This window comes from Marinobacter flavimaris (assembly GCF_002933295.1).
Lineage (GTDB): Bacteria > Pseudomonadota > Gammaproteobacteria > Pseudomonadales > Oleiphilaceae > Marinobacter > Marinobacter flavimaris.
In genome coordinates this window covers 36,267-51,575 of the sequence record NZ_PSSW01000015.1, presented here as the reverse complement: position 1 = coordinate 51,575, position 15,309 = coordinate 36,267, and the positions used below count along the sequence as shown (strand labels likewise).

The 15,309-nt window shown below is 52.5% G+C and carries 12 protein-coding genes and 1 tRNA gene; 5 read left to right on the top strand and 8 right to left on the bottom strand.

Annotation, left to right across the window (positions count from 1 at the left end; genetic code table 11):
• Positions 1-79 precede the first annotated feature (79 nt).
• Positions 80-1,903, bottom strand: coding sequence for a hypothetical protein (locus MDHKLMBL_RS19360; RefSeq protein ID WP_104272247.1), 1,824 nt, complete (start codon positions 1,901-1,903; stop codon positions 80-82).
• Between the two features lie 101 nt (positions 1,904-2,004).
• Here MDHKLMBL_RS19360 and MDHKLMBL_RS19355 point away from each other — a divergent pair, with 101 nt between their 5' ends.
• Positions 2,005-2,928: a viperin family antiviral radical SAM protein gene (locus tag MDHKLMBL_RS19355; RefSeq protein WP_104272244.1), complete on the top strand. Its 924-nt coding sequence runs from the start codon at positions 2,005-2,007 to the stop codon at positions 2,926-2,928.
• Positions 2,929-3,288: 360 nt separating this feature from the next.
• On the opposite strand, the gene MDHKLMBL_RS19345 is transcribed toward MDHKLMBL_RS19355, so the two are convergent.
• From MDHKLMBL_RS19345 to MDHKLMBL_RS19335, 3 genes are all read right to left on the bottom strand, one after another.
• A complete protein-coding gene (locus MDHKLMBL_RS19345; protein ID WP_104272239.1) occupies positions 3,289-4,131 on the bottom strand; it encodes a protein rep in 843 nt (280 codons plus the stop codon).
• 24 nt (positions 4,132-4,155) lie between these two features.
• On the bottom strand, positions 4,156-5,052 hold the full coding sequence (locus tag MDHKLMBL_RS19340; RefSeq protein ID WP_104272237.1) for a protein rep: 897 nt from the start codon (positions 5,050-5,052) through the stop codon (positions 4,156-4,158).
• Between the two features lie 184 nt (positions 5,053-5,236).
• Complete coding sequence (locus tag MDHKLMBL_RS19335; protein ID WP_104272235.1) at positions 5,237-5,437, bottom strand: AlpA family transcriptional regulator; 201 nt, start codon at positions 5,435-5,437, stop codon at positions 5,237-5,239.
• A 535-nt stretch (positions 5,438-5,972) separates the two neighbouring features.
• On the opposite strand from MDHKLMBL_RS19335, the gene MDHKLMBL_RS19330 reads away from it, so the two are divergent.
• Entirely contained in the window at positions 5,973-6,836 is an 864-nt protein-coding gene (locus tag MDHKLMBL_RS19330; protein WP_146083428.1) for a hypothetical protein, read from the top strand.
• Here MDHKLMBL_RS19330 and MDHKLMBL_RS19325 read toward each other — a convergent pair.
• Both MDHKLMBL_RS19325 and MDHKLMBL_RS19320 read right to left on the bottom strand, forming a co-directional pair.
• Complete coding sequence (locus MDHKLMBL_RS19325; RefSeq protein WP_104272230.1) at positions 6,821-8,044, bottom strand: tyrosine-type recombinase/integrase; 1,224 nt, start codon at positions 8,042-8,044, stop codon at positions 6,821-6,823. The two genes, MDHKLMBL_RS19330 and MDHKLMBL_RS19325, sit on opposite strands and share 16 nt — an antisense overlap.
• A 195-nt stretch (positions 8,045-8,239) precedes the next feature.
• Positions 8,240-8,316: transfer RNA gene (locus tag MDHKLMBL_RS19320), tRNA-Arg, on the bottom strand.
• A gap of 87 nt (positions 8,317-8,403) precedes the next feature.
• Here MDHKLMBL_RS19320 and MDHKLMBL_RS19315 point away from each other — a divergent pair.
• Together MDHKLMBL_RS19315 and MDHKLMBL_RS19310 are read left to right on the top strand one after the other, a co-directional pair.
• Positions 8,404-9,111: a TIGR04283 family arsenosugar biosynthesis glycosyltransferase gene (locus tag MDHKLMBL_RS19315; protein WP_104272228.1), complete on the top strand. Its 708-nt coding sequence runs from the start codon at positions 8,404-8,406 to the stop codon at positions 9,109-9,111.
• On the top strand, positions 9,098-9,730 hold the full coding sequence (locus MDHKLMBL_RS19310; protein WP_104272226.1) for a TIGR04282 family arsenosugar biosynthesis glycosyltransferase: 633 nt from the start codon (positions 9,098-9,100) through the stop codon (positions 9,728-9,730). The genes MDHKLMBL_RS19315 and MDHKLMBL_RS19310 overlap by 14 nt, the downstream gene beginning before the upstream one ends.
• Before the next feature lie 5 nt (positions 9,731-9,735).
• Here MDHKLMBL_RS19310 and MDHKLMBL_RS19305 read toward each other — a convergent pair whose 3' ends face one another.
• Both MDHKLMBL_RS19305 and MDHKLMBL_RS19300 read right to left on the bottom strand, forming a co-directional pair.
• Positions 9,736-12,558 carry an insulinase family protein gene (locus MDHKLMBL_RS19305; protein ID WP_104272224.1) on the bottom strand — a complete coding sequence of 941 codons (2,823 nt, stop codon included), beginning with the start codon at positions 12,556-12,558 and terminating at the stop codon, positions 9,736-9,738.
• A 64-nt stretch (positions 12,559-12,622) separates the two neighbouring features.
• Positions 12,623-12,922 (bottom strand): hypothetical protein, encoded by a 300-nt coding sequence (locus MDHKLMBL_RS19300; RefSeq protein WP_104272222.1) that lies wholly within the window; start codon positions 12,920-12,922, stop codon positions 12,623-12,625.
• A gap of 385 nt (positions 12,923-13,307) precedes the next feature.
• Here MDHKLMBL_RS19300 and MDHKLMBL_RS19295 point away from each other — a divergent pair, with 385 nt between their 5' ends.
• Entirely contained in the window at positions 13,308-15,293 is a 1,986-nt protein-coding gene (locus tag MDHKLMBL_RS19295; protein ID WP_008171430.1) for an SDR family oxidoreductase, read from the top strand.
• Positions 15,294-15,309 lie beyond the last annotated feature (16 nt).

The following is a 15,309-nucleotide window of genomic DNA, read 5'->3' as shown; positions in this document are numbered from 1 at the left end:
AAAAACCGGAATCGGTTGACCCATCGTGACCGCTCAGAGTACAAAACTCACTCCAGCGTGATGGCCGTGTGCAAATCGGTCACGATCCCCGGAATGACCGGTCACGTTCGCCGGAATACGCAAGGGCATCTCTTGCGACTTCTCCGCGCAATGTTCCAAAGCTCTGGTTACGAAGCGCAGACAGAGCCTTGTCGAAATTGGTCTTTGCTTCCTTCAATTCATTCTTTGCGAGCTCGTGTTTTGCCTTGAGTTGAAGTACTAAAGGGGTAAGCTCTTTCTTTACATCTATCTGTTCAAGCTTTTGGAGCATGCTATTGGCAAGATCATTCGCGTCGGCAGTCCGATTTCGTTTGTCGGGGTCGTTGAGCAGCTGGGAAAGTACGGCAATGAGACCGTAGGCTTTTTCTAGATCCGTGCTTGCGACCTCCACCATTCGCCATGCAGCCGCTCTTCTGGCGGCCAGGGAAGCAGTTTCAGAGTCGACGATGCTGTTTAGAGCAACCCAGTTAGAAGTGCCCTCTATCCGCTGAAAGAGCTCGGCATCATTATCGGCCGTATTGAGCCGATGACTCTCTTCATAGTCATACTCACTGCTGTGAATGAGGGCAGTTTTCCTCTCAAACAGAGCTACGAGTTCCTTTTTGCAACGACTAAAGGGGATTTCGTGCTCGATTTCATCGGTCTCACCAAGACCCATTAGCCTTCTATTCAATTGATTCGCGAGCGACTGAAGACCCTCGATTGATTCATTCAAAGACAAAAATGTTGTTGCTGCCTCGATTGGATGTTTCTCTTTGAGGGACTCCATGAATAGCTCGTACTCATTTGAATCATCATCCGATTTAGCAGAGCTATCAATGGTGAGGTTGTAAGCAATTTCAAAGATCTTGATGACCTGCATGGCTGGATTTTCGGATGGACTTGCGGAATTCTGCATGCTTTTGGGAATGCACAAAGCGCTCGCCAGTTGAAAATACGTGGCTTGAAATGCCCTCGCGTATAGGAGACGTTTTCGAATTATCTGGGGGCTCGGCGCTTGGTACCGTTGACATAATTGGTAGCAAAAGTCGTATTTTTCCTCGCTGCTCAGGGTAAGATTGTCGAGGATTTTTCCGGCCATGGCCTTTGGAATAGGCGTTTCCACGCTTAAATCATGGGCAGTTAGCCCCTTGCGACGTAGGAATGCCCTTGCTCTATCAAAGTTCTCGTCGAGGCTTTCTGTTGGGTTCCAGTGAAAAACTCCGTGGAACTGCAAAAGAAGCTTCTCATTAAAGAATTCAAGAATTTTGTTGATACCTGGGGTTTGCGTTCCTGCATACCAGGAATGCAGGGTTTTTCGGATCGATCTCGCATCCGCAACCATATCATTCCCTCGACCAGCAATTGTCCGGGAAGATCCAAGAGAGACCGCAAGCTCATCGACAGAACACGCCAGCAGGTCCAAAAGCCAATTTATAACCTGCGTGATTGGCATCGTCAGCTTTTGATCAGTTTCTGAGAATTTCGCTGGCAGATACCAGAAGCGTCCTCCTGGCATCCCCGGATCCGTTCGACGAGCTAAGTCCCAAAAAGCCAATTGTCTGCCCAATCCTGGCGCATAGACATGTGTGGATAGCAACCAAATAACGTGTTTTGAGCTTGCGTGCGAAACCCAAATGCTTCGTTCCAGAAAGTTATTCACCTTTGACCAGTTGAAGAAAAGTTGGCGAGCTCTCGATTCAGCTGGCTCGTCCAACCTGAGGGCGGATAGTATCTCCTGAATATAGTCTCCAGTTGTCTCAATCTGGATGTCGCTGCGCCGCCGAAGCTGCTCGAACTCTTTCCTTTTTTTGTCAGCGGGACCTGCCTGAAGAACGTCTCTGACGAAGGCGAGGATGGACTCGTTCGAGGGGATGCTGGCCAAAACCTGTCCTTTTAGTAGGGGTAGGGAAAGCAATTTCCACCAACCCTACTATCCAAAATTTATTGTTGGTTCTCATTTCGTTAAACCGAGGAGAGTCAACGATGCTGTACTACAGTGCTCACAACCAGAAACAGTTGGTAATCAATTGGCACCTGACCGAAGCGTGCAACTATTCATGCCGCTACTGCTATGCGCACTGGCAGCGCGATGAAGATGTCAAAGATCTGATCCGCCAAGAATATCAGATACATCAGCTGCTGTTGGAGCTTCGAGAGTTCTTCGATCCGATCAATTCGAGGAATCCTTTGGCCTGGAAAATGGCTTGGGCCAATACGCGGTTGAATATCGCGGGAGGAGAACCTCTGTTGTTTCCCTGTGTTGTCGAAGAGACCGTCAAGTTCGCGAGTAGGGTAGGGCTGAAGGCCTCACTGATAACGAACGGGTCGCTTCTCACTGAGCGGATTGCTCGCAGGATTGGCTCGGGCCTGGAGGTCCTTGGTATCAGCATTGATTCGGCCGATGCTTTTAGTAATCAGCTCATTGGCCGCCTGAACTCAAAAGGGGAGTTTCTGGATCTCAGGCAGCTGCAGAGTGCTGTCGAGGCGATCAGAGAGCGAAACCCTGCAATCAAGATCAAGCTCAACACCGTGGTAAATCGGGTGAACTGGGAGGATGATTTTTCGGATCTGATCAGCCTGTTGCAACCGGATAAGTGGAAGATACTCCGAGCTCTGCCAGTTACAGATCGGTCCATGACCATCGATGAAGAGCAGTTTCAGTCGTTCGTGGAGCGTCACAGGCGCTATCACCGGATCGCGGTTGTTGAGGACAATCAGGACATGGTGGAATCCTACATCATGATCGACCCTCAGGGTCGCTTTTTCCAGAACTCACCTTGCAGCGCCGGTTACCAGTACAGTCAGCCTATTCTGGAGGTGGGGGCTGTGAAGGCCTTCGAGCAGGTTCGCTTTGACCCCGACCGGTTTCTTGCGCGGTACGAAGATGCCGAGGAGGGTGGCTCATGAGGTTCTCCTCGGATAAGGACATTCATCTGTTTGCTAAACATCTGGTCCGGCATGGATGGGTATTCAAGCAGGGTAAAAAGCATGGGAAATTGCTGGCGCCGAAATCTAAAGGGATGGTGGTCATTCCATCGACTCCGAGCAAACGGAGGGCGCTACAAGAGATGATGGCTACTGTGAGCAGGATAGAGCGTCGAAACTAAACCTAGCATATCTAGAGACAGCGACACGATGAACGCTTCACAGGAGGCATCGCTGTCTTCCTTCAAGAGGAAGTGGACCACTACGTAAAAAATTGATTGATTGTGTTGCGGGCTTGCCGGGCGGCTTCGGCTTTATGCCCGGCAAACCTTGGTTGTGATTTCAAGGAACCTGAATGGAAGACTTCGCGATTGAATAGCGCCGCTCCCGTGCGAGGTCCTCCTCTTGATCTTCCAATGCTTTGGTCAGCCATGGTTTGAGAACGCCATCAACATTTAAAGTCGGTACTCCTTGCACCTGTCTGGTCATTTCAAGAAACCATTCTTCGGATGGGAAATCGTCAGAATAGCTCATTGATTTGTGGATTTCGTTCTGAACAGACTCCGTCACTCTGTGTGCACTTCCGACCAATCGCATGAGATGTACCTCTGGCGTAGTCCGACGGTTCAGAAAATTTCTCCAACGTTCTGCCCATTGAGCCTCCGAAACACAATCTGCTCCTTCGAACATTGATGTTGTTACCAATAACAGGCAGCGGAAACGCGGTCTAGCAAGTCGACTATCCACTTGATCTTGGGAAACCTCCAAAAATCGAATGCAGCCGAGAATATGCTGCGCGAAGCGGCGGCGGGTGAGTTGCGTAAAGGCACTCTCCATCTCTTCGAGGCGTCGTTTTAGGCAATTCACTATCGATTGCTGGCCATAAAGGGTTAACACTAGCCAGTTAGCTTTAGCGCCGGAGGATTCGACAATTTCCATGAAGCTGTTAACTTGTTGCTGAAGGTTTTCGACCCTCTCATGCTGGCAAAAGGGACAATAACGATGCCTACAAGCAAGAAGCTTGGGGGATGTCACCATGCGGTAGTGCGGATGCGATTTCATGCTCTGGCCGCACTCGTGAATCATCTGACCTTGGTGCTCTGAATATTCGATAGTTTGAAAGTGGCAAGCGATGAAGTTTGCGATTGGTCTGAGTGCCAACGCTGAATGGGGTTGAATCGTCATAATTGTTCTCGTATTTATTGCGAGTTAAAGAGGTTTATAGCCCGCGATCTTCTCGTCCCAGGTTAGGATTTTTGGCTCATGTCGCCTACGGGCCTCTTCCTGTTGCTCAATAGCATCGAAGGCTGTCTGGCCACGAAGTTCTGACAACAGCTTTCGAACAACGCCAAAGGACCTGACTCGGTTGCGATTCCGCATCTGATCGGTCAAGACCAGAAACCGCCGTCTATCCAGCACCTTTGTTCTAGGCTTCAGGGAATAGCCCGCGTGGCTCACAATTCTGGACCTCATCTCACTAGGGTCGCCCTTGAAACGTTTGACATGGACCATCGGTTCATAATGCGCACTTAAAGCCTTTTGCCAGTGTTTGGCCCAAAGGTTTGTTGAAACGTAGTTGTTGCCGGCAAACATCGACGGTCTTACCAACAAAAGAATATGAAAGTGAGGGTGGACGGTTTCTCTGTCTCTCTGGCGTTCAGTCACTTCGAGAAAGCGAATTCCGCCGAGCACGTATTTTTTCCAGAATTTGCGCCTTTTAAGCCTGTCTAGCGCATCGGTCATGCTATCGATTGTGCTTCCGAGATCGTCAACATCGCAATTGCGAACCGTAAGGGTTAGGAACATCCAGTTGCCGAGAAGAAGCTCGGGGTACTCATCTAGCAAGTGATGAATCTGGCTCCGGTATTTTTTGGCATTATTCTTCTGGCACTGCGGACAGTGCGGGTGCTTACAGTAGAGAGGATCTAAAAAGACACCGCCTGACGAGCTGTTATAGGACCTTATGATTTTGGCACATTCACTTATCCGATATCCGTCCCAGTCAGTTGCTCCATCTGACAAAAAATGGTCCGCGATTTCTCTGGATATGGTTTTAAAGTAATGTAGCTCAGAAAAGCTGCTGCTTTTTCGTTTTTGAAAGTTCATGGCTAAATTCCTAGCTTGTTCATGAGGCAATATTTATTTGGGGTGTGGCGTGGAAAGCGAGCGTTTTATTTGTTTTTATTGAAGACTGCTTGTATTTTTGATCTTCTATAAGTTAAGAAAGATAATTTAAAATGAGGTAAAGTTATCTATATATTAAATATATAGTAGGAAGAGCTTTAATTATCTACCGATTAAAGCTATCTTGATAATCGCGTTCCTCTATCGCCTTAATGATCCATTCATGTACCTCAGAGTCTACCCAGCCTACCGAACGACCACCTAAGGAAATTGGTTTAGGGAAATCACCTGTGTCAACGTATTTATAAATAGTTGATCTGGCCAATCCGGTTTTTTCAATTACGTCTTTTAATCTAAGAATTCTCATTATTCATCCTTTTGGGTCAGTTTTCCCAGAAGATGAAAGGCACCTGTAAAAAATGATGTATGTTGTTGGACAGCAATAGACTAATTGAGAGCTGAAAGGTTGATTGCCAAAATAATTTTTAGATCTGAATTAGACGAAGTTAATCTACTTCTCCACCTTATGTATAGTTCATAAATTGTCAGCGCTTGGAGCTGGCAGTTACCCACGCTCTGAGATTCCGAAGACTCTCAATGATTAGCTACTGGGAAAAACCGATGGTGATGTTTCTCCAGCTGCTCTAGCGGGTGGGGTGTAAAAGGTAGGTATAATCTTGGGCTATACCTCTGAGTGTAGGCATTGAGAAGTCGATAAAATGATCTAGAAAGCTGATATTAATGCATTTATAGAAGAGAAACCGTTGTTTAACACACCTATAAAACTGGTATTTAAGCACTATAATTGCGCTAGGTTGTGCCTAGGTGTATCCTATAACGCTGCTATAAAGGTGCTAGGCTTTGAGGCCTAGTGGGTTTATTGGGAAAATGGTGTATTTTTAATGTCGCTTTCAATGGGTTGGGAGAAGAGAAGACCAGTCGGCCTGGAGGGTTTTAAGAACAGGGATATGCTTTGGCTGTGGTGCCGGCTCGAAGAAAGTGGCTATTCACTGAACCATGGTGTTTTAGGTAGTCCTGATAATCGCGCTAATCATTTAATTGATTGCATTGAAGATCGCGAGACTGTAGGTCGTTTACAAGAATATCGTCGTGAGTGTTTTTCGCATAGATTAGAAATCTCAGATTTGGCTTGGATTAAAAGCGGAGGCGATCGTTTACTTGTTTGGGTTCACGAAATGTTGCGCAATCGTTCTTTGCCGGTTGCTCCTGCAGAGACTAAATTTAATCAGGCTATATTGAGCAAATTTGAACAAATATTGTTGGCTTTCGATCTAAGTAAAGCGCCAGTTAATGTTAAGAAAGATACCATCGAAAATCTGCGCCAGAAGTGGTCTAAATTGATCAGCATAGACCCTTATTTGAACTGGATTGATATAAAAGATGAAGGCCAGTGTAGGTGGTTGGTTGACCAGGTACAGAACAGTGGTCTTTCAGTGTTCGTGCCGCTGGATTTCGCATATCCCGTCGATAATAAGGGGCGTCTTCTTCTTTTATTTAGCGCACTTGATAGATCGACCTACGATGAAAAGATTAAAGTCCTATTTATTAATGACCTAAAAAATAAGTGGGCACGAAAAAAGAGGAAGGACGATACTGAGAAAGTGCAATGTAATCTTAATGTCGACGCGATAACAAAAAAGAATATAAAGAAGTTAGCCGATCAGAGAGGGCTGAAAATGGGCGAGTATATAGATGCGATTGTGGCCGAAGATAAGGAAAGGGTGTTGGGTCAGTCTGAGCCTTGACGCAAGCTTTCGAGATAATCAGCCCATGCTTGCATCATTGTAGTCCGGTCCTTTAGACGAGCGGACCGATTGTATGCGGCAGCCACCTGATCTCTCTGTCTGTGTGCGAGCTGGAGCTCAATAACTTGATGGTCCCAGCCCTGCTCGTGAAGTAACGTGGAGGCGGTAGCACGAAAGCCGTGACCAACCATTGTGTTTCCATCAAACCCCATCGACCTTAATGCGACATTGATAGTGTTTTCAGAGAGGGGGCGGCCGGCGCGGATGGATTCGAACACTAAAATTTTACTGCCTGTAATTGTGTGGAGCTCTTTCAGTACTGAAACAGCCTGCCTCGGCAGAGGAACAATGTGATCCGGTACTTGGCCAGCCCGTTTTGCTTTGAGCGTTCCTTTCATCCGTTTTCCGGGGATGATCCAAGTGGCGGATTCGAGATCTATCTCCGTCCACTCAGCATTGCGGAGTTCGCCAGGGCGCAAGAAGAGCATGGGGGCTAGCTTCAGTGCTGCTCTGGTAGAGGCATGGCCTCCGTAGGCTTCAATGGCCTTCAAGAGGGTACCGAGTTCGGCCTGTGTTGTAATTGCCGCTCTATTTCGTGTGGGAACGGTTTTGAGTAGACCTTGCAGAGCTGACGTGGGATCTGTTTCCGCTCGGCCTTCGGCGACGGCGTACCGGTAGATTTCACCAATGCGCTGACGGATGCGGTGCGCGGTCTCGTGTTTGCCCTGGTTCTCGATTTCACGAAGTGTTTCCAGAATTTTGGTAGGCTTGATGTCTGCGATAGGCAAGTGGCCGAGTTTCGGGTAGGCCCAGGTTTCCAGCCTTCTGCGTGCCACTCTCAAGGTGCCTTCGGAGAGCTCTCCTTTTTTCAGTGTCAGCCATTTTTCCGCAACGACCTTGAAGGTATCGCTCTTTTCTTGTTCAGCGGCCTTTTCCTGCCTTTTGACCGCATTGGGGTCTACGCCGTCAGCGATTAACGCTCGTGCGTCAGAGCGCCTCTGCCGGGCGAGCTTCAGTGGAACGTCCGGGTATACCCCGAGAGCCAACGTTTTTTCTTTGCCGCCGAATCGGTATTTCATGCGCCAATACTTGCCCGACGGTTGGATATCCAGGTACATGCCTGCACCGTCAGAGAGCTTGGTGCGCTTGCCATACTTTTCGAAGCTGGCGGATTTGATCTGTCTGTCGGTCAGCTTGTCCGTCGCCATTGGGGGGTATCCTGCAGCGGTTGGGGGTATAAAACTTACTATAGCGGGGTGCATTTCAGTTTGCACCCCCAGATGTACCCCCAAAGTTTATGGCTGAGCATGGATGTCAATGGATGCTTATGGACTAAGAGAAAGGTAAAAAGTGTTTAAAAACGGTATTTTGCGGATTTCGGTGGATCTTGATGGAAGGGTGCTTGGTACCCCCGGCAGGACTCGAACCTGCTACCTTCCCCTTAGGAGGGGGACGCTCTATCCAGATGAGCTACGGGGGCATTATCGCGAGAAGGGCGGTATGATAGCGGGCTAAGACCTGAGGCTCAAGGTTCGGTCCGGTTTCAGAGAATGCCACGGAGTGTGTTTTGCCAGATCCTTTCTCGCTAAGCGTGATTGTTCCCGTGTGGATGGAAGCGGCAGGTGTAACCGACACCCTGCGCGCCCTGCAACCGATTCGTAACCGGGGGCATGAGGTGGTTGTCGTTGATGGCGGCAGCACCGATCGAACCGTTGAGCTGGCCCAGCCACTTTGCGACAGGGTGGTTGTGTCAGAGAAAGGCCGGGCGCTTCAGATGAACGCCGGCGCGGCAGTTGCAAAGGGCGATCTACTGTTGTTTCTGCACGCAGATACGCGCCTGCCGGAAGAAGCTCTGGAACATCTCGCAAGTTTCGTCCATTCCCGTCGCGCCTGGGGGCGGTTCGATGTGCGGCTGAGTGGTGAGCGGCCGCTTTTCCGGGTTATTGCCTGGTTCATGAACCAGCGCTCGCGCCTGTCAGGCATCTGCACCGGTGATCAGGCCATGTTCGTACGGCGGGATGTTTTCGACGCCCTGGGTGGTTTTCACTCGATGCCGCTGATGGAAGATGTCGAATTCTCACGCCGTCTTTGCCTGGTGTCCCGTCCTTTCTGTATAAAAGAGCCAGTCGTCACCGATAGCCGCCGTTGGCAGAAATACGGTGCCTGGCGAACGATTTTTCTGATGTGGCAGCTGCGCTGGCGGTATTGGCGTGGTGAATCGCCGGAGTCCCTGGCCCAAATTTACCGATCGGATGTGCGCAATGCCTCAAAGTAATCCGCCTGCGGCGGTTTTTCTCCAGTTTGCCAAATGGCCGGAAGCCGGACGGGTTAAAACCCGGTTGATGCCCGAGTTGGGTGCGGTCGGGGCTCTCGAAGCCCATGTTCGGCTCACGCTGGCTGTGCTGGATAACCTGTGTGCGACCGGCTATCCGGTGGAATTCTGGTGGGATAGACCGGTGGATGACCGGCCCGGCGAGGCGGCCTCTATCATTGAAGAGCTTGATGCCGCCGGCCTGATGCAAGGCGTTCAGGAGGGCAGCACACTGGGCCAACGGATGTATCGAGCGTTGAGCCTGTCTCTTCAGGATTATGACCGGGCATTGGTGGTGGGCAGTGATTGCCCCTCGGTCGATCCGGATTACGCCCGTAACGCCGTCTCGCTCCTGAAAGACTACGACGTTGTGCTCGGGCCCTCAGACGATGGCGGCTATGTCCTGATTGGAGCCTCCCGAGTGGCTGAGGGAATGTTGGATGACATTGCCTGGGGCACGTCGGAGGTTCTGGCCCAGACATGTGAGCGCCTGAAAGCATCGGGGCTCAGCTATTGTTTGCTGGAGCCCCGTTGGGATGTCGACGAGCCCGAAGACTGGGCGCGCTTTCTGCGCACTCTTTGAGGACTCTAGCTGGCGGGCACCGGCGGCAGCTCGGTGAGCCTGCCAAGCGCCCGGTTTGCCTCCAGGCCATTCCCACCTGTAACCACTTCTAATGCCTGCTTGCGCTCCAGCACGGCCTTTCTGAAGGTTTCCAGCAATTGTGGTTTCCCGACCTGCTTGATCGCGTTGGCCAACTGCTGGCGGGAATCAAACGTGCCCATGCTCCGATCAATCTCACGCCAGTAGCGGCTGGAAATCTCGCCGAGTTGCCGGTCCTTCTCGAGTAGCTTGCTGATAACGGCCTGTTTCTCCCGATCAAGGCGTTCCGCTGTCAAAGCGGAGAGGGTTTCCTCAAAGCTGTTGGAGAATTCCTGAACCGCCTGGTCAATCTCTGCCGGGGAAGCGGAAGGTGACTGCACAACAAACCCCAGGGCCGGTGTTTCAAGCATTTCAAAAGGCGTCGCGTAAACGATGTAGCCCATCTGGCGGTTGGTTCGGATCTCTTCGTAGAACGGGCTGCTGATAATCTGGGCCAGCAGCCTGAATCGGGCCCGTTCCTCAAAGCTGGTGTTGTCTCCCTGCATGTAGAGGGTATAGCCCGTGTCCGGATGGTCCACGTCGATGGAGACGAGGGTTTCATTATCTGGCAGCTGGCGCACCTGGCTTCGTGCTACCCGGACCAGCTCGCTGTTGCCCAGAACAATGGCGTCAATTTGCCGCGCGAGGTTAAGAGTCGAGGCCTCGGTGAGGTTTCCGTGCGCCATCATGACCGGGTCAACCTGTGACAGCAGGGCTTCAGAGAAGGACTGCAGTTCCTCGAAGCTAACTTCCCGGGCGGCTCTCAGCTTGGCGTCGGTGGGCCAGGCGCCTTCGATGAGGGACGTCTGGATAAACTCAGAGGTCTGTTCGACGGGGCGATCCTTGGCCTTGTTCTGCAGGCCGTCAATCAGCTGCTGCCGCGCGATCTCGAAACGTTGTTCGGTCAGTTCCGGTGCAGCCACCTGGAGCAGAATTCGGTTCATCAGGGTATGGAGTTTGTCGTTGTAACCGCCGACCCGGACCGTGATACCCCTGAGATGCGGATAGACGCTGTAATCCAGGCCCGCAAGACTGGCGGAGTAAGCCCAAGCGTTCAGATTGGTATTGATGGCGTCCACCAGCAACTGAGTGAGCACGTAGCTGCGTGCCGACGCTCGGGTGGCAGGCGTACGAAGGCCCACAAACACGTTGGCTTTCGGGGTATCAAACCGGGTATCCCGGGCAAACCAGACATCCATTCCCTCGATTGTTGCCAGTTGTGTCGGCTGCGCCATGGTTTTTCCGGGCACCATCGCCAGATCTTCCGGCACAAATGGATTCTCCGGCGGCAGGCGCAGCTGGGCAGCGAGTTCTGGCAGGCTCTGGGTCCTCAGCATTGTCGGGTCGAGTGGTTCCCGGGCCCAGGCCGCTTCGTACCAGTCGGTTCGGTTCGGATTTTCAAGTTCAGGCTCCGGTGCCAGAACAAAAGTAAGGAGGTTGTCCGGCGTCAGCCTGTCCAGAATGTCGCGGTACTGTTCCGGCGCGAAGCGCTCAACCAGCCAGGGCGCCCGCAAAACGTCTTCGGCGGGATAGTCCTGGAGGTAACGAGAAAGGCGCATGGCTTCGTGCAGGGGGTTACCCTGTTCGCGGAATCGAAAATCGATGCGAGCCAGGTTCTGCATTTCCAGGAAACGCTGCTCGCTGATGCCTTTCTGTCGAATCTTCTCGATGTAATCGAATACCAGCGGAAGGATGTCCTCATGGCGAGCCAGTCCTTCCGGTGTCAGGGAAATGCTGATTTCGAGGGTGGCGTTCTCGCCGGTATCCATGCCCAGGCCTGCGGAGAGGCTTTCCGCCAGACCGGCCCGTTTCAGAACATCGAACAGGCTGCCCGGGCCCTCGTGGCCGAGCAGGTTGGCCACGTAGCTGGCGGGTTTGGTGCGGTAGTTCGCTTCCTGGGATGGAATAGGGAAGGTGAGCGACAGGCTTCGAACGTCCTTCAGTGCCTCTGCTGTGACCCTGGCTGGCAGCTCATCTGAGCGGTACAGGCTGGCGACGTGACGCTTGGTCTCAAGGTTGCGGTTTTCAATGGCATCGAAGCGCCCTCGCAACATGGATTCCAGCTCATCCAGGGTTTGGGGCCCGTAAACCGCCAGGCTCATGATGTTCGAGGAGTAATGCTGCTTCCAGAACTCGATCAGGTCCGGCCGAAGGGGATTTGCTTCCGTATTCTCAAGGGTGCTCAGGTTTCCGACGGCAAAGTGACTGAAGGCGTGATCCGGATTGCTGACGGCCTTCTTGACGGAATAGAAGCGTCGACCATCGTCTTTCTGTTTGGCGCTGAACTCCGAGTGCACAGCGTTGCGCTCACGATCTACCAGTTCGGCGGTAAATAAGGGCGCGGAAAATTGCTGGGCGAACCGATCCAGTGCCGGTTCCAGAAATTCGGCCTGAACATCGAAGAAGTAGTTCGTGTCCTGGAACGCGGTGAAGGCATTGTGCTGGCCACCGTGGCTCTTTATGAACTGCTGGTACTCGCCAGGATCGGGGTATTTCTCGGTCCCAAGGAACAGCATGTGCTCGAGGAAGTGGGAGAGGCCTTCGCGCTCCGCCGGATCATCTCCGCTACCAACAGCAACGTTCATTGAGGCCGCTGCTTTGTCTGCATCCTCATCAGACACCAGAATGACCTTCAGGCCGTTGTCCAGTTCGATGAACCGGTACTGGTTGTCGTCATTGGGGCTCTTCTCCGGAATCTGCGCAGAAAGAGCAAGGGTGCTGAACAGCAAAAGTATGAGCAGGGAAAACAGGCGTGAGATCGGGTTCTGCATGGAGTTCTTCCTGACGGTACGTGTGTTCATAGGCCCTCTGGGATCCGGAGAAGAGGTTTGCGAATCAGTGCATCAGCGCGTTGCGGGTGCTTTCAGGCTGCTGGTCAAGTGTTTTACGTGCCAGGTCGGCGGCTTTCTCACTGTCCAGCTGGCCCGAGGAAATACGCTCGAGAACCGTGGCCATGATGGCGACGGACTGGCGATAATCGGCGAACTCGGCCTGGAAGGCCTTGTCGATGGCCTCGTAGACCGCCTGAATTTTCTCTTCCCGTGAACCAGCGTTATCGGCTGTGTCGTTGATGGCCTTCAGGCAGGCCCGGGCAATCGAAATGTAGCGTTCCGCGTTGGGATTGTCTTTCTGCATAGTAGGGGTTCCGGAGGTCGGTGTTCCTGTGAAAACAAGAGATGCCAAAAGGCGCGATAAGTTCCCGATTATGTCATTGCTGGCGGGCGCTTTCATTGCATTGTGGTAATCCGGAAATTGAGCATGCACGGGGCAATTCCTGTGCTAGTCTCAAAAACATTGTGTCGACGAACCGGACAGGCATGTCCCGCTTGTCGGGTCAGAAATTTAGAGTAATAGCTCTATACAAAACAAAGGCTTACAGAGTAAAAGCTCTAAAAAAGTTCGATACATGAAGGTTGCAATTAAGTACAATGCCGGCGTTTCCGGAAAACTCTAAGACTTTAGTCGTATGGGTGCCGGCATGGATAGACAACAACAGAGCAACAGGCAGGGTGGAAGATTGATGAATTATTTCCTGACGGGTGGCACCGGATTTATTGGCCGTTTCCTGGTGGAGAAGCTTCTGGCACGTGGTGGCACTGTCCACGTACTGGTGCGTGAACAATCCCAGGACAAGCTGGACAAATTGCGTGAGCGCTGGGGCGCGGATGAAACCCAGGTGAAGGCCGTCATAGGCGACCTGACCAGCAAGAATCTGGGCATCGACGCCAAGACGATGAAAGCCCTGAAAGGGAAAATCGACCACTTCTTTCACCTCGCCGCCGTGTACGATATGGGCGCAGATGAAGAAGCCCAGCAGGCGACCAATATCGAGGGCACCCGCGCTGCGGTGAATGCTGCGGAAGCGATGGGCGCCAAACACTTCCATCACGTTTCTTCCATTGCGGCTGCCGGTCTGTTCAAGGGAATCTTCCGCGAAGACATGTTCGAGGAAGCCGAGAAGCTGGATCATCCGTACCTGCGGACCAAGCACGAATCTGAAAAGGTCGTTCGTGAGGAATGCAAGGTTCCCTTCCGCATCTACCGCCCGGGCATGGTGATTGGGCATACCGCTACCGGTGAAATGGACAAGGTGGATGGCCCCTACTATTTCTTCAAAATGATTCAGAAAATCCGCCACGCGCTGCCCCAGTGGGTTCCGACCATTGGTGTCGAGGGTGGGCGTCTGAACATTGTGCCGGTGGATTTCGTGGTTAACGCCATGGATCACATTGCTCATCTCGAGGGTGAAGACGGCAAGTGCTTCCACCTGGTGGATACCGATCCGTACAAGGTTGGCGAAATTCTCAACATCTTCAGCGAGGCTGGTCACGCACCCCGGATGGGGATGCGGATCGATTCCCGCATGTTCGGCTTTATTCCGCCATTCATTCGCCAGAGCTTGAAGAACCTGCCACCGGTGAAGCGTCTGACGTCGGCCATTCTTGATGACATGGGCATTCCGCCATCCGTGATGTCGTTCATCAATTACCCGACCCGTTTTGACGCCCGCGAAACCGAGCGCGTTCTTAAAGGCACCGGCATTGAAGTGCCTCGCCTGCCGGACTACGCGCCGGTGATCTGGGATTACTGGGAGCGCAATCTGGATCCGGACCTGTTCAAGGACCGCACGCTCAAGGGCACGGTTGAAGGTCGCGTCTGTGTGGTGACCGGTGCTACGTCCGGTATTGGTCTTGCAACTGCCCAGAAACTGGCAGACGCCGGCGCGATCCTCGTGATCGGTGCCCGCAAACTCGAGCGCCTGAAGGAAGTGGCCGCAGAGCTGGAGTCCCGGGGCGCAAGCGTACACGCCTATCCCTGCGATTTTTCCGACATGGATGCCTGCGACGAGTTCGTGAAGACCGTGTTGGATAACCATGGCCAGGTCGACGTGCTGGTTAACAACGCCGGGCGCTCGATTCGCCGTTCACTGGATCTGTCGTTCGACCGCTTCCACGATTTCGAGCGCACCATGCAACTGAACTACTTTGGTTCCGTTCGTCTGATCATGGGCTTTGCGCCCAAGATGCTTGAGAATCGCCGCGGTCACGTGGTCAACATCTCGTCCATCGGTGTGTTGACCAACGCTCCCAGGTTCTCGGCTTACGTGGCTTCCAAATCCGCGCTGGATGCCTTCAGCCGCTGCGCCGCTTCGGAATGGTCGGATCGCAATGTCACGTTCACCACCATTAACATGCCGCTGGTGAAAACGCCGATGATTGCGCCAACCAAGATCTACGATTCTGTCCCCACGCTAACGCCGGACGAGGCTGCGACCATGGTTGCTGATGCCATCGTCTACCGGCCGAAGCGAATCGCTACCCGTTTGGGTATCTTTGCCCAGGTGCTTCATGCCCTGGCGCCCAAGATGGCCGAGATCGTCATGAACACCGGTTACCGGATGTTCCCGGATTCACCGGCCGCCGCTGGTAGCCGTTCCGGGGAGAAGCCGAAGGTGTCCAGCGAGCAGGTGGCTTTCGCCGCCATCATGCGGGGCATCTACTGGTAACGCAGTTGCCCCGAAT

What these genes read in the sequence shown, in the direction of transcription:
- MDHKLMBL_RS19355 (WP_104272244.1), top strand. Translation starts at nt 2,005, where the DNA reads ATGCTGTACTACAGTGCTCACAACCAGAAACAGTTGGTAATCAATTGG.
- MDHKLMBL_RS19345 (WP_104272239.1), bottom strand. Translation starts at nt 4,131, where the DNA reads ATGACGATTCAACCCCATTCAGCGTTGGCACTCAGACCAATCGCAAAC.
- MDHKLMBL_RS19340 (WP_104272237.1), bottom strand. Translation starts at nt 5,052, where the DNA reads ATGAACTTTCAAAAACGAAAAAGCAGCAGCTTTTCTGAGCTACATTAC.
- MDHKLMBL_RS19335 (WP_104272235.1), bottom strand. Translation starts at nt 5,437, where the DNA reads ATGAGAATTCTTAGATTAAAAGACGTAATTGAAAAAACCGGATTGGCC.
- MDHKLMBL_RS19330 (WP_146083428.1), top strand. Translation starts at nt 5,973, where the DNA reads ATGTCGCTTTCAATGGGTTGGGAGAAGAGAAGACCAGTCGGCCTGGAG.
- MDHKLMBL_RS19325 (WP_104272230.1), bottom strand. Translation starts at nt 8,044, where the DNA reads ATGGCGACGGACAAGCTGACCGACAGACAGATCAAATCCGCCAGCTTC.
- MDHKLMBL_RS19310 (WP_104272226.1), top strand. Translation starts at nt 9,098, where the DNA reads ATGCCTCAAAGTAATCCGCCTGCGGCGGTTTTTCTCCAGTTTGCCAAA.
- MDHKLMBL_RS19305 (WP_104272224.1), bottom strand. Translation starts at nt 12,558, where the DNA reads ATGCAGAACCCGATCTCACGCCTGTTTTCCCTGCTCATACTTTTGCTG.
- MDHKLMBL_RS19300 (WP_104272222.1), bottom strand. Translation starts at nt 12,922, where the DNA reads ATGCAGAAAGACAATCCCAACGCGGAACGCTACATTTCGATTGCCCGG.
- MDHKLMBL_RS19295 (WP_008171430.1), top strand. Translation starts at nt 13,308, where the DNA reads ATGAATTATTTCCTGACGGGTGGCACCGGATTTATTGGCCGTTTCCTG.